The following is a 23,149-nucleotide window of genomic DNA, read 5'->3' as shown; positions in this document are numbered from 1 at the left end:
GCTTGATCTTGACTGCCACTGGAGTGGTGTCTCCTGAACTTGACGTGGTTGGGCACTTGAGATGCCACGTGGGGTTGCGGCCGAGAGGATCGACGGATCACGTCCTTCTCTTGCTCATGAGCAGTCCGCCCGCGGTGAGGGCGAACAGGCAGACACACGCACCGGTGATGACGTTGCTGAGAATCGCACCGGTACCCGGGTCCCGGGCGACCACCCACGGGGAGACGATCAGCCATGCACCGAGCAGGAGGACCACGAAGTTGAGGTCCTGGGACCGCTCCGGAGCCATCGACATGCACAGGCCCAGACCGGCGAGGGCGATGCCGACGATCAGGTTGCTGATGGCGAGCTCCGGCTTCGCGGCGGCGAAGTGGACCGTCCACGCGGAGACCGCGGCGTAGATACCGGCGAGGATCACCAGTTCCTCGACCGCCGCCACACCTCGGGTCTGGAGCACGCGCGTGTAACGCTCGCGCATTTCTCCTGCGTCGGGGTGTCCCCTGATATCACCGGGACGGTGAGAGACGTCGGCCATGTGACTCGCCTCCTTCTGGCGTTCCGCATGTCTGGCCGCTTGCGGCGTCGATGCCGCGGTTTCATTGTGCTCTTATCTGGCCTTTATGTGTAGATCTGCCCGATAAGGGATCCACACAGAAATCCTTCACGAAATATGGGTGGAATCTCCAATTCCGGCGTTTCGTTCAACAAAAGTTCAACGGGAGTAGGGGCGGGTGATGATCTCCATGTTGTGCCCGTCCGGATCCTCGAAGTAGGCACCCCTGCCACCGAAGAGACGGTTGATCTGCCCGGGCTCGGTGTGGCGGGGGTCGGCGTAGTACGTGACCCGCATGCGCTCCAGGCGTCCGATCATCGTGTCGAACTCCTCGTCGGGGACGAGGAACGCGTAGTGGCTGGGCGTGATGGCGGTGTCACCGGCGTCGATGTAGTCGAGGGTGACGCGGTTGCCGGTGTCCACCGGCAGGAACGGCCCGAAGGGCGCACCGACGCTCAGGCCGAGCACCTCGGCGAGGAACTCGGCGGAGGCCCGCTTGTCACGGGCGTAGACGATGGTGTGGTTGAGTTCGACGGCCACGAAGGGTCCTTTCACGGAGTGCGCGCTGATGTCCTTCTGCTGTCCCTCGCGCGCGTACCCGCGCAAGGGGCGAACGGACGACCGCGGCGGACCCCGCGCCCACCGGCCCGGGGCGTTCATGCCACGGCCGGGCGCCTCTCTCGATCACGGCCCACGGCCGACCCGGCAGTCATATGATCAAGGTATCCCCGTCCGCGGCGTGGCGACAACGGCGTTGTCCGGCCACAGGGAAGGCGCGGGAAGGCGCGGGCGGGTGCGGGAGAGGGCCCCGGCGTAGCCTGGAAGAGGACTCGGGGCCCGCACCTTCCACCGCCGGGAGGCGGACGACGATGACCGGAATCGTTTCCAGGAGCTTCGACTCCGCAGACGAGACCCGTCCCTTCGAGGGCGGCAAGGGCAGGATGGACCTGCTGAACACGGACAGCGGGGCGGTGGGCCGGGCCGTGTTCGAGCCGGGGTGGAAGTGGTCCGAACACGTGAAGCCGATCGCCGGCACCGACAGCTGCCAGGCGCACCATGTCGGTTACGTGGTCAGTGGCCGGATGACGGTGGTCATGAACGACGGTGAGACCGTCGATCTGGCCCCCGGCAACTTCTACGAGATCCAGCCGGGCCACGACGCCTGGGTGCTCGGTGAGGAACGCTGCGTGGTCCTCGACTGGGTCGGTTTCGTCGACTACGCGACGGCGGCCGGGGCCGGCTCCTGAGCCGGCGGGCGCGCGGCGTCCGGCATCCGGCGCCGGACGCCGGGGGGTGCAGGCGTCAGGCGCGGCCGAAACGCACTCCCTCCGGAGCGCGGGGCGGGGCCGCCTCGATGACCGGGGCGGCGCCCTCCACCTCCTTCAGCCACGCACCGAGCGCGTCGCGCAGCCCGTCCGCCACACAACGGTGCGAGGTGAGTCCGGCCAGGTTCCGCGTCTCGTACGGATCGGCCGCCAGGTCGTACAGCTCCGCCTCCCGGTAGCGGTCGGCGCACCCTTCGCGCCAGGCGTCCGGGCTGTCCGGAACATCCGTGCCGTCCGGCGCCGTCACCACGTACTTCCACCGGTCCGTGCGCACCGCCCGTCCGATCGCGCCCTCGCTGATCTGGACGAACACCGAGAAGGGGCGGTCGCGTTCGGTGCCCCCGTCGAGCAGCGGGCGCAGCGAGCGCCCGTGGACGCCCGCAGGGACCGCGATCCCGGCGGCGTCGAGCAGCGTCGGCATCAGATCGACGGTCGACACGGGCTGCCGGATACGCCCGCCGCCCCGGAACCCGGGACCGGTGAGCACGAACGGGACGCGTACGGAGGCGTCGTGGGCCGAGCGCCCGGGCGCGCCGTGGCCGGCGGTCCACACGAACACCGTGTCGTTCTCGATGCCCAGACCGCGCACCCGGTCGCGCAACCGCCGTACGCCCGCGTCGAGCCGCTCGACACGGGCGGCGGTGGCGTGCTGGTGAGGTGACTCCGGAAGCGAGAGGAAGAGCAGGAACGGCCGGTCGTGGTGGTCGGCGACGAAGCGGATCGCCGCGCCGATCAGCCCGTCGGACGGGTCCGCCTCGTCCGCCCCGTCCGGCCGGTCCGGCCGGTCCGCCCCGTCCGGCCGGTCCGGCCGGTCCGCCCCGTCCGGCCGGTCCCCGGGCAGCCGTACCGGCTCGCCCGCCTCGTCGTACAGCACCGTCCGGTACGGGCCGGAGGCGAACGCCGGCCGCTCCGACGCCAGCCACCGCTGGTACCCGCCACGCCGCTCCACCGGCACCGGTCCGTCCGCGTACTCCGCGCCCGCCAGATGCCATGCGCCGATGTACCCCGTGACGTACCCCGCCGCGCCGAACGCCCCGGCGAGCGTGGGTATTTCCGCTCCGAGCGGAAGTCCGCTCCGGTACACCCCGGTCGCCGTCGGAAAGCGCCCGGTCTGCAACGCCGCCCGCGCCGGCCCGCACCCCGGATTCGGCGCGATCGCCTGCTCGACCAGCGTCCCCTCCCGCGCCAGCCGGTCGAACTCGGGGGTGACTCCGGCGGGGTTGCCGTGCGTGCCCGTGGTGTCCCACCGCTGCTGATCGGTGAGCACCACGATGACGCTGACGCCGGGCCGGCTCGTCGGCATGCGGATCCCTTCGGGACGGGGACGGTCCGCAATTAATTTCGCAGAGGAAGTAAAGCCCGCGCCAGGGGGCTCGCGGAGAACGGCCGAAGTCACCCGGACCCGATCCCGCGGCCCCTGCGCCCGACCCCGACCCTCGGCCGGGGCCGGGGCCGGGTCAGCCGTTCGGGTTGATGGGTGTGCTGCTGCGGCCTGGGACGAGGCGGTGGTGAGTTCGGCGTCGGAGGTTTCCTGGCCGACGCGCATCGAGCCGGCGTGCCGCGGCTGCTGTAATCAGGTGCCACCCCTTCCGAGACGAGGCATGGATGAGCCCCACCTCCCGCGGCCCGCGACCCCCCTCCGACGACCTCCGCGAGCCGGCCGCGGCCCCGGCCCCCGGGGCTGTCCCCGGGCCTCGCCCCGCCGGCGACTGCCGGCGCGAGACCAACGCGGCCACCGTCCTGCGTACCGTGCTCGACCACGGCCCGCTGGCCCGCAGCGCCATCGCCCGGCACTCCGGCCTCAGCCCCGCCGCCGTCTCCCGGCAGGCCACCGACCTGCTCCGGTACGGACTCCTCCGCGAGCTGCCCGAGCGTGCCGAGACCGCAGGCCCCGGCCGCCCGCAGATTCCCGTCGACCTCCACCTCGGTGGCGTCGGCGGGCCTGTCGCGGGCGGTGTCCACTTCGGCGTCGACGTCTCCTCCTTCGGACTTGTGGACCTGCGCGGCCGGCTCGTCGGCCGCCGCCGGCTCGCGCACGCCGGCGCCGACCCCCGCGTCCTGCCCGCCTCGGTCTCCCGCGAGTTCCGCGCCTTCCTCGCCCAACACCTCGGCAACCGCCCCTTATTGGGGATCGGCGCCGCCGTGGGCGGCTGGGTCGACCCCGACCGCGGCCGGGTCGTCCGGCACGACGCCCTCGGCTGGGCCCACCGCCCCCTCGCCGCCGAACTCGCCCGCTGCCTCGGCGTACCCACCGTCCGGGTCGACAACCACGCCCGTGCCGTCGCCCAGTCAGAGATCCTCTTCGGCCGCCCCGAGGCCCGCCGCAGCCTGGTCCATCTCTTCGTCGGCAACGTCGTCGACGCCGCCCTCGGCATCGCGGGCGTCGTCCACCAGGGCCCCGGTTCCGCCGCCGGCGAGGTCGCGCACCTGCCCGTACCCGACTCCACCACCCCCTGTACGTGCGGGCGTTCGGGCTGCCTGGCCGCCACCGCCTCCAACCGCGCGCTCGGCGAAGCCGCGTACCGCCGCGGCATCGTCCCGGAACCCGACACCTTCCTCGTCGTCGACGCCGCCGCCACCGGCGACCGGCGCGCGGACCGTCTCCTGCGCGAACGCGCCCGGGCCGTGGGGCGGGCGATCGCCCTGCTGCTCGACGTCCTCAACCCCGACCTGGTGGTGGTGACCGAACTCGCCAGCCTGCTCGACCCCTGCTACCTGGAGGAGATCCAGGGCGCCGCCGTCGACCTCTCCCACGTCTGCGACGACCCGGAACGCATCGTGACCCCCCACGCCGGCCCGGCCGCCATGCCCGTCGCCGCGGGGACCGTGCTGCTCAGCCCTCTCTTCCGCAACCCGCTGCAGAGCCTCGAAGACCTGGCGGCCCGGCGGTAGAGCGGACGGGGGGGCGTGCGTCGCCCGGTCGCCGTCACCGAGGAGGGCCGGGGCCCGTCCTCGATGACGGCGTCATGGCCGGCGCCTAGCGTGTCAGGTGCCGGGCGAAGAACCTCGCCCCGGATTCGAGCTCGAAGCGCGGGACGCCGGTGTGTCCGCCCATGTTGGCGTGCAGCGTCTTCTCCTCGGAGCCGAAGGCGTCGAACAGGTCAAGGGACGCCTGCCGGTCGTTCCCTTCGTCGTCCCACTGCAGCAGGACGTGCAGCGGAATGGTGACCCGGCGGGCCTCCTCGAACATCGCGGCGGGTACGAGACTCCCGGCGAAGAGGCCGGCGGCCGCGATACGCGGCTCGACCAGCGCGAGGCGGACGCCGAGGGAGATCAGTCCCCCCTCGTACCCGACCGGGCCGCCGAGCCCGGGCAGCGAGAGGAGGGCGTCCAGGACGGCCCGCCATTCCGGGACCGCCTTCTCGACCAGCGGGAGGACGAGGGCGTCGACGATCTCGTCGCCGACCGGCTCGCCGGCCTCCATCGCCCGGCGCAGATCGGCGCGGGCCTGCTCGGCGGCGTCCCAACGGGGCCGCTCACCGCTCCCGGGGAGCTCGATGGTGGCCGCGGCGAAACCGTACTCCGCCGCGTAGTACCGGGCCCGCCCCGCGAGCCGGGGGTACATCTTGCGCAGCCCGAGCGGAGGAGGGCAGATCAGGATCAGCGGCGCCGGAGCGGTCGCGGTCGCGGATGCGGTCGTGGTCGTGGATGTGGGCGCGTCCGCGGGCGTCCAGAGGATGCCGGGGATGTCGCCGAGGACGAACTCGCGCTCGAGGACGCCGCCGTCGAGGCGCTGTTCGGAATTGAAATGCATGGTCGTGCCTTTCGGGAGTGCACATGAACGGCGCTCCCGGACGACCTATCGCCCGACCGTGACCCCTGAGGGGAGCACCCATGTCGATACTGTGTTCACGGGTACCACCTCCTCGTTCTGCTGCACGGCCTCCGGAAACGTAGCAGTGACCGTCACGACCCGCCAACCGGGTTTCCCGGCACCGCCGCCCTGGCGCGAACTCACGTTTCCCGCAGGCCTGTTATCGTCGCCGCATGCCGCAGCTGATCACCCCCACGCCCCGACTCCACGCCTCGTGGCTCGAGGCAGGCGCCGAGTTGGAGCCCGGTGACCACCAGGACGGCGGCGGCCTGTGGCTCGCGCCCGAGCCGGGGCTTGCCGCGCCCGAGGACTTCGCCGCCTGGGTCCGGCTGCTGCGCGAGCAGTCCGACCACACCCGGCCCCTGCCCGAGGGCCGGGTGCACGCCACCCACTGGTGGATCGTCGAGGGCGACACGTACCTCGGTGCGATCGACCTGCGCCACGAGCTCAACGACTTCCTCCTCCGCGCCGGCGGCCACATCGGCTACAACGTGCGCCCCTCCGCCCGCCGTCGCGGCCTGGCGACCTGGGCGCTCGGCGCCGTCCTCGCCGAGGCCCGCGTCTTCGGGCTCGACCGGGTGCTGCTCACCTGCAGCGACGGCAACACCCCCTCCGCCCGGACCATCGAGCGCAACGGGGGAGTCCTGGAGGACGTCCGTGAGACCGAGCTCGGCCTGAAGCGGCGCTACTGGATCGAGCTGTAGGCGTCGGTGACGCAGTCCGCCACGCAGCCGGCGCGCTCATACGCGAGCCGCAGAGCCGCGGCGGCGTCCTCCCGGACCACGTCGTCGTAACCGAAACGCTCGTCCGCGAGCCGTACGACGTCCTCGACCGTCACGATCGCCGGTTCGCCGCGCCCCGCCGCGTCCCGCGCGGTGACGATGGCCAGCTCGGCGGAGCGGGTGAGCGCCCGCGTGTACGCCTGCCAGGCGAGGGCCCGCGCACGCCGGGGCGCGAGCGGTCGCACCGCGCGCCCCCGCCAGCATGCGCCGATCGCGACGAGGACGGCGCCGGTCGCGACGACGAGGGTGCCGACGGCGGCATCGGGGCTCATGTTCACACCGCCTCCCTTCCCCGGGGTGGCCGCGCCGAACCGGCGACCGCCGATGGGTGCTCCACGTGACGTCATGGGGCCTTGGCCGCTCGGTGGTGACACGTGCAAATTCACTACGTCACCCACCCCGCAGCATCGAGCACGCGGCCGCCGCACCGGCCAGGGCAGGAAGGCGCACCTTGTCCCTGGAGACCCCCGTGGACGCTCCCGTCGTGACCACGACCCTCGGTCAAGTCCGCGGTGAGCGGCGGGCCGACGGAAGCCGCCGCTTCCTCGGCATCCCGTACGCCAAGCCGCCCGTCGGCCCCCTGCGCTTCGCCGCGCCCGAGCCGCTACGTCGCGGGCTCGGCGGCCAGCCCCTGGTACGACGGCACGGCCTTCAACCGCGACGGCGTCGTACTCGTCTCGCTCGGGTACCGCCTCGGCATCGAGGGCTTCCTGCACCTGGACGACGCGCCCGACAACCGGGGCGTACGGGACTGGGTCGCGGCCCTGGAATGGGTGCGCGACAACATCGCCCGCTTCGGCGGCGACCCCGCCAAGGTGACGATCGCCGGGCAGTCGGCGGGCGGCGGCGCCGTACAGACACTGCTCGCCGTGCCGTCGGCCCGCGGTCTCTTCCGCGGTGCCCTTTCCGTCTCGGGCGCGGTCATGCGGCCGACGGGCCGGAGGTGGCACGGGCGGTCTCGCGGCTCTTCACCGCGCGGACCGGGCTGCCGGCCACGGCCGCCGCGCTCCGGGAGCTGAGCGACGACGGCCTCCTCGACCTCCAGGACCGGCTCGCCGAGCCGGGGCCGGACCGCGAGGGCCTGCCGCCGATGCTGTCCCTCGTGCCCTTCGCGGACGGCGAGTTGATCCCCGACCCCGTCCTCGACGCTCTCACGACCGGTGACGCGGGCGCCGGGGTCCCGCTGATGCTGGGCTTCACCGCGCACGAGTTCAACCTGATCCCCGCACCCACACCCACCCCCGCCGCGGGGCCGGACGGCCGGCCGCTGCCGGTGTCGGTGCTGCTCGGCGGCCTCGGGCTCACCGGCGACCGCGCGGCCGCCTTCGCGGAGACGTACACGAACACGGACCCGGCCGGCCACTTCGGCCAGGCCCTCACCGACCTCCCCTTCGCCTTCGACCTCCTCGACGCGGAAGGCGTCGAGGACGCCGCCGGACCGACCCCGCCCCGCGCCCTCGCCACCGCCGTCCACCGCGCCTGGGTCGCCTTCGTCACGCACCAGGACCCGGGCCCGGACTGGCCCGCGTACACGGCGGACGCCCGTACGACGAAGATCTGGGACACGACCCCGCGCACGGAACGGGACCCGCTGGCGGCGGTCCGCGGAATCTGGCTGGGTTCAAAATGAATTGACCTGGCCGGAGTTGGGCGCTGCACTGTCGCGGGGCGCCACGACGTCGTGGCGCCGGCTCACCGGGAGGCAGCGGCACCCATGCAGATCCGTTCAACGACCGACCAGGACTTCGACGTCTTCGTCGACACCCTCCACGGCGCCTTCGGGCGCTTCCCGGAGACCGCGGGCGAGGGCGGGCGCGGGGTGTGGTGGGCGGCGCTGGAGATGGACCGGGGGGTGCTCGCCGAGGCAGAGGACGGGCGGGCCGTCGGGACCGCCGCCGCGTACTCCTTCGAACTCACCCTCCCCGGCCAGGTCCTCGCACCGGTCGCCGGAGTGACCTGTGTCGGCGTCCTGCCCACGCACCGACGGCGCGGCGTGCTCAGCGCGATGATGCGGCATCAGCTCACCGAGGTGCGCGAGCGCGGCGAGTTCCTCTCCGTGCTGCTCGCCTCCGAGGCGCTGATCTACCGCCGGTTCGGCTACGGACCGGCGACGTACACCGCACGCCTGACCGTGCCGCGTCACCAGGCCGCCTTCGCGACGCCCCGGGCTGGCGGCGCGGCGGACACGGGCACCGTCGAGCTGCTCAAGAGCTCCGAGTGCGCCGGCATCCTGGAAGAGGTGTACGACCGCTACCGCCGCGCGCAGCCGGGCGCGCTGTCCCGGCCGCACCGCTGGTGGGAGCGGGCGGCCGGGCAGCCGCCGATCTCACCGGCACCGCGTTACGTCGCGCTGCACCGTGACGCGGACGGTGTGCCCGACGGATACGCCAGCTACGCGCCCCGCGAGTCGGGCACCCTGAAGGTCGACGAGGTCATCACCGCCGACGACGCCGTCTTCACGGCCCTGGCCCGCTACCTCCTCGACCACGACCTGTTCACCGAGGTCGCGTTCAAGCACGTGCCGCCGGACCACCCGCTGCGCTGGCAGTTCGAGGACTTCCGCGCCGGGGAGGTCGCGGGCGACGGGGACTGGCTGTGGGCGCGGCTGCTCGACATCCCCCGCGCGCTGACGGCGCGCGGCTGGTTCGCGGACGGCGAGCTCGTCCTGGACGTCGACGATCCCTTCCTCGGTGAACACGGCCGCTATCTGCTGACCGTCCGCGACGGCAAGCCCGACTGCGTACCGACCGACCGCACGCCGGACCTGTCCCTGGACATCAGCGACCTCGGCTCGATCTACCTCGGCGGCACCGCGCCCAGCACCCTTGTCCGCGCCGGCCACATCCGCGCCCACCACCCGACGGCGGCCTTCCGCGCGGACACCCTCTTCCGCTCGGACCGGAACCCGCACTGCCTCCACTGGTTCTGACGGTTCTGAGCTGAGCCACGCGCAGCTGAGGCGCCGCGTAGCAGCGGACGATCAGGCGTCATCCGGGCAGGAAATCACGCCCGGCCGCCGGCTCGCCGCCGATATCATCACCCACCCTGCCCGTCCGCCCACCTGCCCAGCCCCTCCGGAAGGAACGGCCATGCCGAAGCGGTTCGCCGAGCTGTCCACGCCCCTCGTCGCCGACGCCTGCGTACGGCTCGGGGTGCCGTTGCGGGCCGCGCCCGCCGGGGTCGTTCCCGTGGTGCCCGGGTGGCGGGTCGCCGGGCGGGTGCTGCCCGTACGGCACTACGGCAGCGCGGATGTGTTCCTGGAGGCGTACACCACCCACGCACGGCCCGGCGACGTCCTCGTCATCGACAACGAGGGACGCAGGGACGAGGCCTGCATCGGGGACCTCGTCGTCCTGGAGGCGGAGGCCGCCGGCCTCGCGGGGGTCGTGGTCTGGGGACTGCACCGGGACACGCCCGAACTGGTGGAGATCGGGCTGCCGGTCTTCTCGTACGGGGCGTACGCCCCCGGTCCGGTACGGCTCGACCCGCGCGGGCCGGAGGCGCTGCGCAGTGCCCGGGTCGGCGAGCACACGGTCGACGCCGCCGACGTGGTGTTCGCGGACGACGACGGGGTCCTGTTCGTGCCGGGCGACCGGGTCGACGCCGTGCTGGGCACCGCCGGGGATATCTTCCGCACCGAGCGGAATCAATCCCTGCGGATCAGGGCAGGGGAGACCCTTCGCGACCAGACCCGTTTCGCCGAGTACCTGGAGCAGCGCGCTCAGGACCCCTCGTACACCTTCCGACAGCATCTGCGCCGGATCGGCGGCGCCATCGAGGAGTGAGCGGCGCGCCCTGCACACCGCCCGCTCCTCGCTGTCAGCCACCCGCCCGGAAGCCGACCGACCCGTCCGGCAGCACCGCCTCGACCTCCGCGCCGTGCTCGACCGTGCGGCTCACGGTGCAGTACTTCTCGTGGGTGAGACGCACACCCCGGGCGAACACCTCGGCCGCCCGAGGGTTGTTGCCGGGCAGCTCGAACTCGTAACTCACCCGGATCCGGCCCACCCGCCCGTCGTCCTCCGGACCGGCCACGCCCTCCACCACGATCCGCAGGTCGTCATGGTCGACGGCCCGCGCCGTACGGTCGATGACCAGACCGCCGCAGCCGCCCGTCGCCGCGAGCAGCAGCTCGACGGGAGTGAACGACGGCTGCGCGTCCGCGTCGTCGGCCGCGGCGATGCGTACCTCCGCACCCCGGTCGTTGCGGGCGGTCCAGGTGCGGTAGCCGGTGCGGACGGTCTCGATCCGGTACTCGTCGGCCATGGTGGCGAACTCTCCTCACTGCGGGGGGCGTGGCACGCAGTCATGCGCGTGCCCCGGCCCATCCCATCACTCCCCGCCGGGCGGCGCCGCTACGGGCACGCGCGCGTGCCGCCGTACGACGGCCTCCCGCACCACGGCCCCCCATGCCTCCGCCACCGCGCCCCACACCTCCCGCAGCCGCGGCTCCACATCGCGTACCGAACCGACGACGGCCGCCGGATCGATCCCGGCGGCCCGCACGTGCACGTCGTCGGCGGCGGCCCAGAACGCGATCGTGCCGGTCAGGACCTCCGGATGGAACTGCACGCCCCAGGCGCGCGGGCCGATCCGGAAGGCCTGGAACGGGCAGTCGTCGCCGGCGAGCAGCGGCACCGCCCCGGGCGGCAGCTCCCCGACCTCGTCCCAGTGCCACTGCGCGGCGAGCGCGCCCTCCGGCACCGCACCGAGCACCGGGTCGCCGTCCACGGCGGGCAGCCGGCGCAGCGGTACGGCACCGAGCTCGGGGCCCTGTGGACGGCGGACCACCCGGCCGCCGAGCGCGTGCGCCATGATCTGGCCGCCCAGACAGATGCCGAGCACCGGCACCGCTGCCGGGGCCGTGACGGCCTCGTGTATCAGCGCCCTGACCCGGGGCAGCCACGGTGCGGCGGTGTCGTCCTCGCAGTTCGCCGAGCCACCCAGGACCAGCAGCCCCGCCCAGCCGTCGAGGGACCTGGGCAGTTCCTCCCCGCGCCAGGGGTGCACGGTCCGGACGTCGAGCCCGGCCGCCCGCAGCCGTTCGCCGACCAGACCGGGCCCGGCGCCGTCCTCGTGCTGAACGACCAGCACGGGGAGTGTGGCGGGGTTCGTGGGATTCGTGGGGTCCGTCACCGTCGTCGCGCCTCCATCATCGTCTCGGGGTGGCCGGTTCCGAGGACTTGGCGGTCGCCCGGACCGGTGATCGACTGACCTGATGAGCATGCGGGACGAGCGGACGGCGGCGGAAGTGGCGGGCAGGGCGGGCAGGGCGGGCGACCTGGGCGTGGAACGGCCGGAGCCGGGCGCCTACATGCTGCGCACCGCGGCCATGGAGGCGGGGAAGGCGTACAAGGAGCAACTCCTCGGGTTGCTCGACGTCCGTGCCGGGCAGACGGCGCTCGACGCGGGGTGCGGCCCCGGCACCGATCTGCCCGCGCTCGCCGCGCGCGTCGGTCCGGCGGGGGCGGTCATCGGCATCGACCGCGACCCGGCGATGCCGGCCGAGGCGCGACGGCGCACCGCCGGACTGCCACAGGTCGAGCTGCGGGAAGGCGATCTCAACGCCCTCCCCCTGGCGGACGGTTCGCTGGACCGCGCCAAGGCCGACCGCGTTCTGATGCACGTGCCCGATCCGGCCGCCGTCCTCGCCCGGCTGCACGCGGCGACCGCGCCGGGCGGTCTGGTCGGCCTCGTCGAACCCGACTGGGACACCCTCGTCGTCGACTCGGACGACCTGGACACCAGCCGGGCCTTCACCCGCTACACCGTCACCGAGGCGGTCCGCAACGCGACGATCGGCCGTTCGCTCGGGCGGCTCGCCGAGCGGGCCGGTTTCACCGTCGAGACGGTGTGCGCCACGACACCGGTCTTTCGCGACGCCGCGGTCGCCGACTACACACTCGGCCTCGGTCGCAACCTCCGCAGAGCGGTCGCCGCCGGGTATGTGGAGGCGGAACGTGGCCGGCGCTGGTTCGAGGGCCTCGCGAAGAGTCCGTTCCACGCCTCGTTCACGCTGGTCACGGTGCTGGCGCGGCGCATCTGCGCGGCGCATCTGAGTACGCGGGCTGAGTAGTCGGGGTGCGGTGGATTGAGTACGGCGTCCGATGACGCGGCGACGGGGCCGCTGATGAACTGTTCCCATGACCGACGACGCCGCCCCGCGCCCCCGCCCCCTCCGCACCGTCACCGCCACGGCCACCGCGACCGGTTCCGCCCTGGCCGTCGCGCTGCTGCCGGTCGTGGTCGGCGCGCTGCTGGCCCGCTCGATGGGCGGCGACCCGATGGTGTCCGTGAACGCGCTCATCGCCGGCGGCGGCCAGCGGGCCAAGATCTCCCGCACCCAACTGCGCGTCTCGCGCGGCCGGGCCGCGGCACGGGCGCGCGGTGCCTGGGACCAGGCTGCCCCGCTGAGGCGCGTCGGGAAGCCGGTGAGCGGGTGCCGGTGAACCCCGGGGACCCCGGGGCTTGGCACAGTGGCCCGACGTGGACCGGGGCAGGGGGCACGAGGCGGTGGGGATGGAGCCGGTGGCGTGCGCGTCCGTCGCGTACGGGGAGGCGTGCCCCGGATGCGCAGCGCGGATGCTGAGCCAGGGGACCCAGTCGCTGCTGCACGACCGGTTGCGCTGGGACGTGGAATCGTCCTGCGCCGCCTGCGGATACGCCGTCGCCGTGTGCGACCACGGCCCGCCGCCGCCCGAACGGCGGGCTCAGATCCTCGCCGAACACGGCCTCGCCGAACTCCACTTGAGCGGCACGCGGGATTCGGGAGTGGTGGTCATGCGGGTGCTGCGGGCCGCGCTCGGGCTGTCCCTGGCGGAGGCCCGGGACACGGCCCGGCGGGTCGGGGAGGGCGGCTGGACCGGTACGCGGCCGGAGGCGGAGCGGCTGGCGCGGAGGCTGCGGGCGGCGGGTGTGCCGGCCGAGGTCCGGCCCGGCGTCGGTGGGGGCGGCACGGACGAGCCGGAGGCCCGGGCGACGGCGGGCTGAGCGCAGCGGTTCGGACCGGACGGTCGAGGGGGCTCGGGGGAGGGGCCGTACGGAGGGGGCGCGGCGTTCACGCGGTGCCGCCCGGGCGTCGGGGTGAGCACCCGGCAGCCGCGCCCTGCCATCGGGGCGCCGGCCCGCTGGTGTGCGGCCCCGCTGGGTCGTACCGCATCCGCCGCCCGGGCAAGGCCCGCGTCAGGGCTCTGCGTGCGGCCGGCCTTGGCCAGTTCCCACCCACCCCGTACGTGTGGGCCTCGCGCTCCCGCCGTGAAAGCTGCGCGGTTCCGGTCCCGTCGGGCGGCCGAACGGGTGATGATCGACCAGGTCGTACGACCTGACGGCCGTCAGGCCACCCGCACGCCCCGTCCCGGCACGCCCCCCGGTCCCCGCCCGGCCCGCACGCCCACCCCGAAAGGTCGTCCCTCATGGCAGAGCAGGACCCCTCCGCGCAGCCCGAACAGGACGCCCCGCCGCCATCCGCCGGATCCGCCGGCATGGCCCGCCGCAGATTCCTCGGGTACGTACTGGCGGCGCCGACGCTGACCGTCGCCGCGCGGATCGGGGCCGAGGCCCTCGCGCCCACGCCCGCGGCCGCCGCCGTGCCCGAGGCGCTGCCCGCCGTCATCCCCTCGCTGCCCGGGCCCGCCGAGATCATGGACCTCAACGACCTGCTCACGACGGCCGCGCTGCCCACGGCGAACCTCATCACCATCCGGCTCGAAGCGGACGGCACCGCGCATTTCGCGCTGCCCCGCGCCGAGGTCGGGCAGGGCATCACCACCTCCACCGCGATGATCATCGCCGAGGAGCTGGACCTGCCCCTGGACCGGATCAGGGTCACGCTCGCCGACGCGCGCCCCGAGCTGCTCTTCAACCAGCTCACCGGCGGCTCGAACACCACCGTCTCCACCTTCACCCCCGTCCGCGTCGCCGCCGCCGTCGCCCGCGGCAGGCTGCTGAGCGCCGCCGCTCTCGAACTCGGCGAGGCCGTCTCGACCCTCACCGCCAAGGCGGGCGTCATCACCTCCGCCACCGGAGTACGCCTCACGTACGGCGAACTCGCCGTCAAGGCAGCAGCTCTGACGGACACTCAAGTCACCGTCACGCTCAAGGACTCCCGCGACTTCGCGGTGATCGGCACCGCCCAGCGCCGCGTCGACGCGCTCGACGCCGTCACCGGGCGGAAGAAGTTCGCCATGGACGTGCAGGTGCCCGGCGCCCTGCCGACCATGGTCTGCCGCCCGCCCACGATCAACGGCACCGTCCGCTCCGTCGAGAACGCCGCCGAGGTCGCGGCCATGCCCGGCATCACCGACGTCGCCGTCGTGTCCACCGGAGTCGCCGTCCGCGGCCGCACCTTCGGTCAGTGCATCGACGCCGTCCGCGCCCTCAAGGTCACGTGGGGCCCCGGCACCGCCGAGGGTGCCTCCGACGCGACCGTCCTGGCCGAGCTGCACCGCGCCGAACTCCCCCTCGTCGTACCGCCGCTCGACCTGCTCACCAAGTCCGTCGACGTCCGCTTCACCTTCGCCTTCGCCAGCAACGGCGCCCTGGAGACCAACTGCGCCGTCGCCGACGTGCGCCCCGGCTCCGCCGAGATCTGGGCCAGCCTCAAGTCGCCGATCGTCGCACAGGAGAAGATCGCGAGCCGGCTCGGTCTGCCGGTGAGCGCCGTCAAGGTCCATGTCACCGAGGGCGGCGGCTCGTTCGGGCGCAAGCTCTTCCACGACGCCGCCGGCGAGGCCGCCGAGATCTCGAAGGCCATGGGCAAGCCGGTGCGCCTGATGTGGCACCGCACCGACGACTTCCGCCAGGGCCGTACGCACCCGATGGCGACCTCCCGGGTGCGCGCCACGTACGCGCTCGGCGAGGTCCTCACGTACGAGCAGCGGCACACCTCCGTCGCCACCGACTTCGGACACGGCGTCGGCGAGATCATCACCTCGGAGGCGGCCAAACTCCCGGTCGCGAACCTCACCTTCTCCGAGACGATGTTCCAGCTCACCCAGACCAGCCCCTACCACTTCGGGGTGACCACCCAGCTCCTCAGCGAGGTCGACCACGGCTTCAACACCGGCTCCATGCGCAACATCTACTCGCCCAATGTGCGCACCGCCCAGGAACTGGTCGTCGACGAACTCGCCGAGCGCATGGGCCTGGACCCGCTCGCGTTCCGCCGCCGCTTCCTCAAGGACGAGCGAGCCCGCGCCGTACTCGACAAGGTCGCCGAAGTGGGCGACTGGGGACGGAAGATGGAGCCCGGCACCGCCCAGGGCATCGCGATCCACCCCGAATACCACTCCGTCGTCGCCGTCCTCGCCGAGATCGACTGCCGCCCGGCGACCACCGGCCGCCAGATCCCGAACGCGTACACCGGACCGCGCGTCACCAAGGTCGTGTGCGCCGTCGACGTCGGCCTCGCCGTCAACCCGCGCGGCCTGGAGGCCCAGATGATGGGCGGCATCAGCGACGGCATCGCCATCACGCTCAGCTCCGGACTGCATCTCAAGGACGGGCACTTCCAGGAGAGCAGCTGGGACAACTACTTCTACACCCGGCAGTGGAACACCCCGCCCGAGCTGCGGATCGTCGTCATGCCGTCCACCGGCGACATGCCCGGGGGCGCGGGCGAGCTGGCCGTCGCGGCCTCCGCGGCCGCCGTGGCCTGCGCCTACGGACGGGCCACCGGCACCATGCCGACCACCTTCCCGCTCAACCACACGGCGCCGCTGCCCTTCACCCCGACACCGACCGTCCCGCCGATCCCCGCCGCGCCCACCGACGGCCGTGACCGCACCCTCTGACGCAGACCGACGACCCACGGCCCACGGCCCACGACCCACGGCCCACGACTCACGACCCACCACTCACTACGGAGCCACCGTGCCCCAGCACACCTTCATCCTCAACGGCAAGGCCGTCACCGCCGAGGTCGAGGACGACGTCCGGCTGCTCTGGGTGCTCCGGGACGTCCTCGGCGTCACCGGACCCAAGTACGGCTGCGGCGTCGGAGTCTGCCGCGCCTGTACGAGCCACCTCAACGGCCGCGCGGTCACGCCCTGCACCGTCCCCGTGAAGGACCTCGCGGACACCGACGAGATCACCACCATCGAGGGACTGCCCGGCACCGTCGGCAAGGACCTGCACCCCATGCAGGAGGCCTGGCTCGACATCGACGTCGCCCAGTGCGGCTACTGCCAGCCCGGCCAGATCATGACCGCCGTCGCCGCCGTCCGGCGCGCCCACGAGGCCGGCCGCGAGATCGACGAGGCCGACCTCGACCAGATCCGCAACATCTGCCGCTGCGGCACCTATAACCGTATCCGTGAGGCCATCAAGGAGGGCGCCCGGCGCATGGTGTGAGCCGTGCGCACCCGCCGGCACGCCGGCGGCCCTCCCACAGCAGGAGCCTCCGCGACCGCAGGGGAGAGCCGCCGGTGTCCGGAAAGATCGTCCAGTTCATCTCCATCTCGCTCGACGGGTACATCGAGGGCCCCGGCCATGACATCTCCTGGCACCGGGTCGACGAGGAGCTGCACACGTACTTCAACCGGGAGATCGCCGCCATGGGCCGGCTGATCAGCGGCCGGCGCACCCACATGCTGATGGCGGACTTCTGGCCGACCGCCGACGAGGACCCGGAGAACCCCCCGGTGATGAGGGAGTTCGCCGGGATCTGGCGCTCGAAGCCCAAGACCGTCTACTCCACCACGCTGGAGCGGGCCGACTGGAACACCACGGTCGTGAACCGGGTCGACGCCGCCGAGGTCCGCGCCCTCGCGGCCGCCACCGACGGCGACCTCTGCCTCGGCGGCGCGGAGATCGGCACCGCCTTCCGCGAACTCGACCTGATCGACGCCTACCACATCTGCGTCCACCCGGTCCTGATCGGCCGCGGCACCCCGCTCTTCCCGCCCACCGACACCACCGCCGACCTGCGCCTCGACCGCACGCGCACCTTCGGGAGCGGGGTGGTGCTGCTGCGGTACGAGCGCGACCGCGGCGAGCGATAGCTGGGCAGGGTAGGCTCCGGTGATTCCACGATCACGGGGGGAACTGCGATGTTCAAGTCGTCGATACGGGGCGGCGCCGTCGCCCTCGCGGCCCTGGCCGCGCTCTGCGTGTCCTGCAGCGCCGAGCACAAGCCGGAGCCGCTGCCCGGCGCCTCCGACGCGATCGCCACGGTGCCCACGTCCGCCGCGGAGGCGGCCGAGGCCGCGGCGAGCGCGGAGGCAGCGGCCGGCGAGACCACCCCGCCCGCCGACCCGGACCCCACCCCGCCGCCGGAGAAGGTGCGGGACGCCTTCGCCGGGCTCCAGGCCACGCTGAACGACTCGTGTGAGACCAGCGGGTGCGCGTACTTCCTGGGGCGGGTGCACGACGAACTCCTCCGCCTCGACCGGGCGATGAAGGCCGACCCCAAGGGGCCCGGGCACTTCCCCCGGCCGATCGAGCTGATCGCCGAGCTGGAGGCCGAACTCGGCGGGGACAGCTCCTTCGAGAACCTGAAGAAGCACCAGACCCTCCTGGTCGGCACCCGCGACAAGATCAACACCTGGATGCAGGGCCACCCCGACGACTACCGCTGACGCGAAGCGGGCGGGCGGGGCCGCGCGCGCCGGGCCGCGCGCCGGGCTGGCCCCGGAGAGTCCCTCGTCGCGGTCCGAGGGGCCGGTGAAGACGGCGCCGACGTCCTCGCCCGCGAAGCTCCGCCGGAACCACCACCGTTCCACCTCCGCCATGTGCCGCACCAGGCCGAGGAGGGCGAGGTCCGAGGGCTCCACCGTCGTGCGGGTCAGTTGGGCGGGCGTGAGCCCGGCGCACTTGGCGAGCAGCGTCTCCCGGTGCCACCGCAGCCGGCCCTCCAGCATCCGGCGCTCGGCCACGGTGCGCAGATCGCCCAGTTCCTGATCCCGCTTCACCTGCGGCGCCGTCCATGTCATGGACCGACCCTGCCCCGGCGGCGTTCCCGCCAGTCCCCCAGGGGCTCGTGACGGACGATCCGGACGTCCAGGCCGAACGGAGGCTGGCGCCGAGGGTCGATCACCCGTCATACCTGAGAGCCACCCCCAGGGTTGGCTCCCTGGCGGGACGCCGACGACACGCCCCACTTCATAACTTCCTCTCGCAGCGGAACAAATTCCGCCGACGGGCTCCGCGCCCGCCCCCTCGCTACGGAAGGAACCGCCATGGCGCCGCCCCGCGCCCGGACCCCCGGCGACGCCCGCCCCCGCCGGACCCACCCCGTCCGCCGCGGCTTCCTCGCCGCGCTCGTCGCGGCCGCCGTCGGCCTTCCGGTCGCGGGCGCCGCCCGGCCCGCCGAGGTGCCGGCCCCCATACCCCCGCCCACCCGGCCGCTGACCGGCGGCACCACGGCCGAGCTCGCCGCGCGGCTCGACGCCCGGTACGCCGTCCAACGCGCCGCCCTGCAGGCCGCCGAGCGGACCGCCGAGGCCTACGGTGCCCACCACCGGGCCGCCGCGCTGCACGCGATGGCGCAGCCGGGCCGCCGGTTCCTCGCCTTCGACGGGCGCGACGGCGGCCGCAGCGCCGAGGTCGTCGGCGACCTCGCGAGCGCCGACCGGATCGCCGTACTCGTCCCCGGCGTCGACACCGGCCTCGACCACTACGCACGCTTCCGTGCCGGCGCCCTCGCCCTCCAGGACGCCCTGCACCGGGACACCGGCGGCGGCCGCACCGCCGTCGTCGCCTGGCTCGGCTACCGCCCGCCCGCCACCGGCAGCACCGCCTCCCTGACCCCCGGCCGCGCCGCCCAGGCCGCACCCGCACTCAGCACCGCCGTCGCCGAACTGCACCGCATCCGGCCCGGCGCCCGTATCACCCTGCTCTGTCACTCCTACGGCTCCGTCGTCTGCGCCCGCGCCGCCCAGGGCTCGCCCGCAGCCGCGATCGTCCTCTACGGAAGCCCCGGCACCGGCTACGACACCGCCGCCGACCTGCGCACCCGCGCCACCGTGTGGGCCGGCCGCGCCGCCGGTGATGGGGTCGCGCTCGTGCCCCACGTCCGCGTCCCGCTCCCGTCCCTCACCCGCGCGGGCAGCGAACTCGGCTTCGGCACCGACCCGGTGGCCCCGGCCTTCGGGGCGCGCCGCTTCCCTGCCGGCGACGGCGGCCACAGCGCCTACCTCGCCCCCGGATCCGTATCGCTGCGGAGTCTGGCCCGGATCGTCGACGGCCGGGAGCCGGCCGATGCGTGAACACTCCCGCGTACACCCCCACGCACGCCCCCGCAGCCACCCCCGCGGACGCTCCCGTGAGCGTGCCCGCGCACTCGCCCGCCGTATCGACGCCGCCACCCCGCCCGGACGCGACCGCGCCCTCGACGCGCTGCGCGCCCTCGCCATCCTCGGCGTGGTCCTCGGCCACTGGCTCGTCACCGCCCTGGTCGCCGACAGCGGCAGTCTGCGCGTCGAGAGCCCGCTCGGGCACCGGCCCGAACTCACGCCGGTCTCCTGGGTGTTCCAGACCCTCGCCGTGTTCTTCCTGGTCGGCGGTCACGTCGCCGCCCGCGGCCACGCAGCCGCGCGGGCCCGTGGCGTGAGCCACGGCCGGTGGATCGCCACCCGGCTCGGCCGACTGTTCCGCCCGGTCGTGCCGCTGCTCGCCGTGTGGGCCGCGGCGACGGCCGTCATGTTCGGCTGCGGCGTACCCTGGGAGACCGTGTGGACCCTGGGGAGGCTGGTCCTGTCCCCACTGTGGTTCCTCCTCGTCCTCGCCGCCCTCACCGCCGCCACCCCGCTCGCCGCCCGCGTCCACCCGCTGTGGCCGCTCGCCGTCGTCCTCCACGTCGACCTGATCCGCTTCGGCCTCGGCGGCCCCGACGGCCCCGACTGGCTGGGCCTGTTGGGCTGGCTGAATCTGCCGGCCGGGTGGCTCGTCCCGTACACCCTCGGCGTCCTCCTCGCCCGCCGCGGCGCGCCCCCGCCGGGCGTCGCGTGGACGCTGCTGCTCGGCGGCGCCACCGCCACCGGCCTCCTGGTCGCCTTCGCGGGCTACCCCGGATCCATGGTCGGTGTGCCCGGCGCCCCGGTCTCCAATCTCAGCCCGCCCACCCTCGCCGCCGTCACCTTCGGCCTCGCCCAGTGCGGGGCGGCCGTCCTGCTGCTCGGTCCGCTCCGGCGCGCCCTGCGCCGCCCCCTCGCCTGGGCGGTCGTGGCCCTGCTCAACCTGCGTGCCATGACCGTCTTCCTCTGGCACCAGACCGCGATGATCGCCGTCACCGCCGGCGCCCTGTTCGCCGCCGGCCTCGTCGGCCGCCCGCCGCTCACCGGACTGCACACCGTCCCCGACACCTACGCCTGGGTTCTCGCCCGGTTCGCCTGGCTGCCGCTCTTCACGGGCGCGCTGATCGTCTGCTGCGCCGTCTTCCACGCGTACGAACGCGCCCCACGGGGCGCCCCGCGGAGCACCTCACGGAGCGCCTCACGGAGCGCCCCACGGAGCGCCCCACAGGGCACCCCACGGAACAGCCGAGACATCGGCACCCCCCGCACGGCCGCCGCCCCGCACGCACGGCCCGACACCAGGACGGAGGCACGACATGCCTAGGCTGTGGAAGAAAGAGGGAGGGACCACGGTGGGGGACACACCACGCTGGGCGGGCGCCCTGGACGCCGTGCCCGGCATCCTGCGGGCCGATCTGCGGCCGGGGCGGCGCGACCCGCTGCCCCGCCACCGTCACCTCAGCTGGCTGCCGCACGCCCACGCCGTGCTCTTCTGCCTCCTCGTCGGCATCTGGAACCTGAACTCCTACGCCAGGGTCATGGAGCCCGCCCCGGGCGCCGTCCAATTCCTCCTGCTCGTCCTGGGCGGCGCCCCCGTCCTCGCGCTCAGCCGGCCCGCCGCCGCCTGGTGGCTCTCCACCGCGAGCCTGTGGCTCCTCGGCACCGTCACCGAGTCGGTCTTCGCCGTGCCGTGGCCCTGGAGCGGCCCGTCCATCGCCCTGCACACCCTGGTCCTGCTGCTGCTCGCGCTGCGCGTCCGGCCCGTCGCCGCCGCCGCGGCCCTCGGCCTCACCCTGCTCACCGGCGTCGGCGCGCTCCTGCCGCACGCCCCCGTGCCGCACCCGCCCGGCCTCGGGCTCGGCGCCGCGTTCTTCACCGCCGCCACCGTCGTCGGCTGCTCGCTGCGCGCCACCCGCGTCTCGCGCAGCCGCCTCGTCGAGCAGGAGGAACTCACCGCCGAGGAACGCGCCCGGCGCACCCTCCTGGAGGAACGCGGCCGGATCGCCCGCGAACTGCACGACGTCGTCGCCCACCACATGTCCGTGATCTCCATCCAGGCCCAGGTCGCCCCGCACCTGGTCGTCGATCCGTCCCCGGAGCTCCGCGAGAACCTCGCCGGCATCCGGCAGAACGCCGTCGACGCCCTCACCGAACTGCGGCGCGTCCTCGGCGTGCTGCGCGGTGACGGCACGGAGGGCGACGCCGCCGCCGGCGTACGGCATGCCCCGCAGCCCACCCTCGACCGGCTCGGCGAACTCCTCGCCAACGTACGGGCCGCCGGACTCGACGTGACCGCCGAGACCAGCGGCGAGCGGCGCACGCTGTCGCCCGGGGCCGAACTCTCGGCGTACCGCATCGTCCAGGAGGCCCTGAGCAACGTGATGCGGCACGCGCCCGGTGCCCGCGCCACCGTGGAGACCCGCTACCACCGCGACGGACTGACCGTACGGATCACCAACACGGCCCCCGGCCGCGCCGTCGTGCCCGCCCAGGCGGGACCGGCCGCGGGGCCGGCCGCGGAACCCGGCCACGGACTGCTCGGCATGCGCGAGCGCGCCGCCATGCTCGGCGGCGAACTCGCCGCCGGACCCGCCCCCGACGGCGGCTGGGAGGTCACCGCGGTGCTACCCGCTCCCCTTCCGGCCCCCCTCTCCGCCCCGCTTTCCACCCCTCTCTCCCACCCTCTCTCCACGAAGGACGGTTCATGAGCGACGCCGACGGCGACATCAGGGTGCTCATCGCCGACGACCAGGTCATGGTCCGGCAGGGCTTCACGGTCCTGCTGAACGCCGAACCCGGTATCGAGGTCGTCGGCCAGGCCGTCGACGGCGCCGACGCGGTCGCGCGGGCCGCCGAACTCGACCCCGACGTCGTCCTCATGGACATCCGGATGCCCGGCATGGGCGGCATCGAGGCCACCCGCCTGATCACCGCCCCCGCCGACGCGACCGCCAAGGTCCTCGTCCTCACCACCTTCGACCTCGACGAGTACGTGTACGAGGCGCTGCGCGCCGGCGCCGCCGGTTTCCTCCTCAAGGACGCCTCGGCGGAGGAACTCGCCGACGCGGTACGGGTGGTGGCCCACGGCGACGCGCTGCTCGCGCCGAACGTCACCAAGCGCCTGATCGCCGAGTTCTCGCGGCTCAGCGCCGCCGCCCCGCGCGCCCCGCTGATGGACCGGGTGGGCACCCTGACCGAGCGCGAGACCGAGGTGCTCACGCTCATCGCGCACGGCCTGTCCAACGCCGAGATAGCCGCCGGCCTGGTGGTCGCCGAGCAGACCGTGAAGACCTATGTGAGCCGCATCCTGACCAAACTGTCCCTGCGCGACCGCACCCAGGCCGCCGTCCACGCCTACGAGACGGGCCTGGTCCGCCCCGGCGGCGGGCGCTGACACCGGATCGCGGATCGCGGATCGCAGACCTGGACCCCGGACCCTGGAC

General features: G+C 73.8%; 25 protein-coding genes and 2 pseudogenes. 19 read left to right on the top strand and 8 right to left on the bottom strand.

The features are described from left to right. Positions 1-97 precede the first annotated feature (97 nt). Together AB0C73_RS23395 and AB0C73_RS23390 are read right to left on the bottom strand one after the other, a co-directional pair. The gene (locus AB0C73_RS23395) at positions 98-478 is read right to left on the bottom strand and encodes an SPW repeat protein (RefSeq protein WP_362533289.1); all 381 of its coding nucleotides are present in this window, start codon (positions 476-478) and stop codon (positions 98-100) included. A 234-nt stretch (positions 479-712) separates the two neighbouring features. Further along, a complete protein-coding gene (locus AB0C73_RS23390; RefSeq protein WP_362533320.1) occupies positions 713-1,123 on the bottom strand; it encodes a VOC family protein in 411 nt (136 codons plus the stop codon). A 299-nt stretch (positions 1,124-1,422) separates the two neighbouring features. Between AB0C73_RS23390 and AB0C73_RS23385 the strand changes: the two genes are divergently transcribed. Beyond that, positions 1,423-1,800, top strand: coding sequence for a cupin domain-containing protein (locus AB0C73_RS23385; protein WP_362533286.1), 378 nt, complete (start codon positions 1,423-1,425; stop codon positions 1,798-1,800). A gap of 55 nt (positions 1,801-1,855) precedes the next feature. On the opposite strand, the gene AB0C73_RS23380 is transcribed toward AB0C73_RS23385, so the two are convergent. Further along, positions 1,856-3,181, bottom strand: coding sequence for a sulfatase-like hydrolase/transferase (locus AB0C73_RS23380; RefSeq protein WP_362533284.1), 1,326 nt, complete (start codon positions 3,179-3,181; stop codon positions 1,856-1,858). Positions 3,182-3,483: 302 nt separating this feature from the next. Between AB0C73_RS23380 and AB0C73_RS23375 the strand changes: the two genes are divergently transcribed. Continuing rightward, positions 3,484-4,770 carry an ROK family transcriptional regulator gene (locus tag AB0C73_RS23375; protein WP_362533282.1) on the top strand — a complete coding sequence of 429 codons (1,287 nt, stop codon included), beginning with the start codon at positions 3,484-3,486 and terminating at the stop codon, positions 4,768-4,770. 85 nt (positions 4,771-4,855) lie between these two features. On the opposite strand, the gene AB0C73_RS23370 is transcribed toward AB0C73_RS23375, so the two are convergent. Beyond that, the gene (locus AB0C73_RS23370; protein ID WP_362533279.1) at positions 4,856-5,632 is read right to left on the bottom strand and encodes an alpha/beta hydrolase; all 777 of its coding nucleotides are present in this window, start codon (positions 5,630-5,632) and stop codon (positions 4,856-4,858) included. A gap of 233 nt (positions 5,633-5,865) precedes the next feature. On the opposite strand from AB0C73_RS23370, the gene AB0C73_RS23365 reads away from it, so the two are divergent. Next, entirely contained in the window at positions 5,866-6,396 is a 531-nt protein-coding gene (locus tag AB0C73_RS23365; protein WP_362533276.1) for a GNAT family N-acetyltransferase, read from the top strand. Here AB0C73_RS23365 and AB0C73_RS23360 read toward each other — a convergent pair. Continuing rightward, the gene (locus AB0C73_RS23360) at positions 6,378-6,746 is read right to left on the bottom strand and encodes a hypothetical protein (RefSeq protein WP_362533274.1); all 369 of its coding nucleotides are present in this window, start codon (positions 6,744-6,746) and stop codon (positions 6,378-6,380) included. The genes AB0C73_RS23365 and AB0C73_RS23360 overlap by 19 nt on opposite strands. Here AB0C73_RS23360 and AB0C73_RS23355 point away from each other — a divergent pair. From AB0C73_RS23355 to AB0C73_RS23335, 5 genes and pseudogenes are all read left to right on the top strand, one after another. Continuing rightward, a pseudogene (locus AB0C73_RS23355) lies at positions 6,677-7,021 on the top strand (hypothetical protein); the annotation flags it as partial. The gene AB0C73_RS23360 and the pseudogene AB0C73_RS23355 sit on opposite strands and share 70 nt — an antisense overlap. Continuing rightward, positions 6,987-7,493 (top strand): carboxylesterase family protein, encoded by a 507-nt coding sequence (locus AB0C73_RS23350; RefSeq protein ID WP_362533271.1) that lies wholly within the window; start codon positions 6,987-6,989, stop codon positions 7,491-7,493. The pseudogene AB0C73_RS23355 and the gene AB0C73_RS23350, both read left to right, overlap by 35 nt. Then, positions 7,418-8,104 (top strand): hypothetical protein, encoded by a 687-nt coding sequence (locus AB0C73_RS23345; protein WP_362533329.1) that lies wholly within the window; start codon positions 7,418-7,420, stop codon positions 8,102-8,104. Before AB0C73_RS23350 ends, AB0C73_RS23345 begins: the two co-directional genes overlap by 76 nt. A gap of 84 nt (positions 8,105-8,188) precedes the next feature. Then, positions 8,189-9,403, top strand: a complete 1,215-nt coding sequence (locus tag AB0C73_RS23340) for a GNAT family N-acetyltransferase (RefSeq protein WP_362533268.1) — start codon at positions 8,189-8,191, stop codon at positions 9,401-9,403. Positions 9,404-9,563: 160 nt separating this feature from the next. Next, positions 9,564-10,259 carry an RraA family protein gene (locus AB0C73_RS23335; protein ID WP_362533265.1) on the top strand — a complete coding sequence of 232 codons (696 nt, stop codon included), beginning with the start codon at positions 9,564-9,566 and terminating at the stop codon, positions 10,257-10,259. Positions 10,260-10,293: 34 nt separating this feature from the next. Here the strand turns inward: AB0C73_RS23335 and AB0C73_RS23330 are convergent, their stop codons facing one another. Next, a complete protein-coding gene (locus AB0C73_RS23330) occupies positions 10,294-10,740 on the bottom strand; it encodes an OsmC family protein (protein WP_362533262.1) in 447 nt (148 codons plus the stop codon). Positions 10,741-10,806: 66 nt separating this feature from the next. Next, positions 10,807-11,568: a type 1 glutamine amidotransferase gene (locus tag AB0C73_RS23325; protein WP_362533260.1), complete on the bottom strand. Its 762-nt coding sequence runs from the start codon at positions 11,566-11,568 to the stop codon at positions 10,807-10,809. A gap of 124 nt (positions 11,569-11,692) precedes the next feature. On the opposite strand from AB0C73_RS23325, the gene AB0C73_RS23320 reads away from it, so the two are divergent. From AB0C73_RS23320 to AB0C73_RS23290, 7 genes are all read left to right on the top strand, one after another. Then, on the top strand, positions 11,693-12,550 hold the full coding sequence (locus tag AB0C73_RS23320) for a methyltransferase domain-containing protein (protein ID WP_362533257.1): 858 nt from the start codon (positions 11,693-11,695) through the stop codon (positions 12,548-12,550). A gap of 67 nt (positions 12,551-12,617) precedes the next feature. Next, positions 12,618-12,923: a hypothetical protein gene (locus tag AB0C73_RS23315; RefSeq protein WP_362533254.1), complete on the top strand. Its 306-nt coding sequence runs from the start codon at positions 12,618-12,620 to the stop codon at positions 12,921-12,923. Between the two features lie 133 nt (positions 12,924-13,056). Further along, a complete protein-coding gene (locus tag AB0C73_RS23310; protein WP_362533252.1) occupies positions 13,057-13,464 on the top strand; it encodes a hypothetical protein in 408 nt (135 codons plus the stop codon). Positions 13,465-13,955: 491 nt separating this feature from the next. After that, the gene (locus AB0C73_RS23305) at positions 13,956-16,265 is read left to right on the top strand and encodes a molybdopterin cofactor-binding domain-containing protein (protein WP_362533317.1); all 2,310 of its coding nucleotides are present in this window, start codon (positions 13,956-13,958) and stop codon (positions 16,263-16,265) included. A gap of 79 nt (positions 16,266-16,344) precedes the next feature. After that, positions 16,345-16,824 (top strand): (2Fe-2S)-binding protein, encoded by a 480-nt coding sequence (locus tag AB0C73_RS23300; protein WP_362533249.1) that lies wholly within the window; start codon positions 16,345-16,347, stop codon positions 16,822-16,824. Positions 16,825-16,898: 74 nt separating this feature from the next. Beyond that, complete coding sequence (locus tag AB0C73_RS23295; protein ID WP_362533247.1) at positions 16,899-17,474, top strand: dihydrofolate reductase family protein; 576 nt, start codon at positions 16,899-16,901, stop codon at positions 17,472-17,474. 48 nt (positions 17,475-17,522) lie between these two features. Next, a complete protein-coding gene (locus AB0C73_RS23290) occupies positions 17,523-18,050 on the top strand; it encodes a hypothetical protein (protein WP_362533244.1) in 528 nt (175 codons plus the stop codon). A gap of 69 nt (positions 18,051-18,119) precedes the next feature. On the opposite strand, the pseudogene AB0C73_RS23285 reads toward AB0C73_RS23290, so the two are convergent. Continuing rightward, a pseudogene (locus AB0C73_RS23285) lies at positions 18,120-18,332 on the bottom strand (DUF664 domain-containing protein); the annotation flags it as partial. 318 nt (positions 18,333-18,650) lie between these two features. On the opposite strand from AB0C73_RS23285, the gene AB0C73_RS23280 reads away from it, so the two are divergent. The 4 genes from AB0C73_RS23280 to AB0C73_RS23265 are packed head-to-tail and all read left to right on the top strand — an operon-like array spanning position 18,651 to position 23,100. Then, entirely contained in the window at positions 18,651-19,679 is a 1,029-nt protein-coding gene (locus AB0C73_RS23280; RefSeq protein ID WP_362533242.1) for an alpha/beta hydrolase, read from the top strand. Then, complete coding sequence (locus AB0C73_RS23275) at positions 19,672-21,030, top strand: acyltransferase (RefSeq protein WP_362533240.1); 1,359 nt, start codon at positions 19,672-19,674, stop codon at positions 21,028-21,030. The genes AB0C73_RS23280 and AB0C73_RS23275 overlap by 8 nt, the downstream gene beginning before the upstream one ends. 28 nt (positions 21,031-21,058) lie before the next feature. Then, the gene (locus tag AB0C73_RS23270) at positions 21,059-22,414 is read left to right on the top strand and encodes a sensor histidine kinase (RefSeq protein WP_362533238.1); all 1,356 of its coding nucleotides are present in this window, start codon (positions 21,059-21,061) and stop codon (positions 22,412-22,414) included. Beyond that, entirely contained in the window at positions 22,411-23,100 is a 690-nt protein-coding gene (locus AB0C73_RS23265; protein WP_362533236.1) for a response regulator transcription factor, read from the top strand. The genes AB0C73_RS23270 and AB0C73_RS23265 overlap by 4 nt, the downstream gene beginning before the upstream one ends. Positions 23,101-23,149 lie beyond the last annotated feature (49 nt).

It is taken from the genome of Streptomyces sp. NPDC048623 (genome assembly GCF_040650755.1).
Taxonomy (GTDB): domain Bacteria; phylum Actinomycetota; class Actinomycetes; order Streptomycetales; family Streptomycetaceae; genus Streptomyces.
The sequence above is the reverse complement of the archived record's forward strand: the minus strand, read 5'-3'. Positions and strand labels throughout refer to the sequence as shown.

What these genes read in the sequence shown, in the direction of transcription:
- AB0C73_RS23360 (WP_362533274.1), bottom strand. Translation starts at nt 6,746, where the DNA reads ATGAGCCCCGATGCCGCCGTCGGCACCCTCGTCGTCGCGACCGGCGCC.
- AB0C73_RS23315 (WP_362533254.1), top strand. Translation starts at nt 12,618, where the DNA reads ATGACCGACGACGCCGCCCCGCGCCCCCGCCCCCTCCGCACCGTCACC.
- AB0C73_RS23380 (WP_362533284.1), bottom strand. Translation starts at nt 3,181, where the DNA reads ATGCCGACGAGCCGGCCCGGCGTCAGCGTCATCGTGGTGCTCACCGAT.
- AB0C73_RS23265 (WP_362533236.1), top strand. Translation starts at nt 22,411, where the DNA reads ATGAGCGACGCCGACGGCGACATCAGGGTGCTCATCGCCGACGACCAG.
- AB0C73_RS23320 (WP_362533257.1), top strand. Translation starts at nt 11,693, where the DNA reads ATGAGCATGCGGGACGAGCGGACGGCGGCGGAAGTGGCGGGCAGGGCG.
- AB0C73_RS23305 (WP_362533317.1), top strand. Translation starts at nt 13,956, where the DNA reads ATGGCCCGCCGCAGATTCCTCGGGTACGTACTGGCGGCGCCGACGCTG.
- AB0C73_RS23335 (WP_362533265.1), top strand. Translation starts at nt 9,564, where the DNA reads ATGCCGAAGCGGTTCGCCGAGCTGTCCACGCCCCTCGTCGCCGACGCC.
- AB0C73_RS23275 (WP_362533240.1), top strand. Translation starts at nt 19,672, where the DNA reads ATGCGTGAACACTCCCGCGTACACCCCCACGCACGCCCCCGCAGCCAC.
- AB0C73_RS23385 (WP_362533286.1), top strand. Translation starts at nt 1,423, where the DNA reads ATGACCGGAATCGTTTCCAGGAGCTTCGACTCCGCAGACGAGACCCGT.
- AB0C73_RS23280 (WP_362533242.1), top strand. Translation starts at nt 18,651, where the DNA reads ATGGCGCCGCCCCGCGCCCGGACCCCCGGCGACGCCCGCCCCCGCCGG.
- AB0C73_RS23330 (WP_362533262.1), bottom strand. Translation starts at nt 10,740, where the DNA reads ATGGCCGACGAGTACCGGATCGAGACCGTCCGCACCGGCTACCGCACC.
- AB0C73_RS23310 (WP_362533252.1), top strand. Translation starts at nt 13,057, where the DNA reads ATGCTGAGCCAGGGGACCCAGTCGCTGCTGCACGACCGGTTGCGCTGG.
- AB0C73_RS23365 (WP_362533276.1), top strand. Translation starts at nt 5,866, where the DNA reads ATGCCGCAGCTGATCACCCCCACGCCCCGACTCCACGCCTCGTGGCTC.
- AB0C73_RS23375 (WP_362533282.1), top strand. Translation starts at nt 3,484, where the DNA reads ATGAGCCCCACCTCCCGCGGCCCGCGACCCCCCTCCGACGACCTCCGC.
- AB0C73_RS23290 (WP_362533244.1), top strand. Translation starts at nt 17,523, where the DNA reads ATGTTCAAGTCGTCGATACGGGGCGGCGCCGTCGCCCTCGCGGCCCTG.
- AB0C73_RS23395 (WP_362533289.1), bottom strand. Translation starts at nt 478, where the DNA reads ATGCGCGAGCGTTACACGCGCGTGCTCCAGACCCGAGGTGTGGCGGCG.
- AB0C73_RS23340 (WP_362533268.1), top strand. Translation starts at nt 8,189, where the DNA reads ATGCAGATCCGTTCAACGACCGACCAGGACTTCGACGTCTTCGTCGAC.
- AB0C73_RS23370 (WP_362533279.1), bottom strand. Translation starts at nt 5,632, where the DNA reads ATGCATTTCAATTCCGAACAGCGCCTCGACGGCGGCGTCCTCGAGCGC.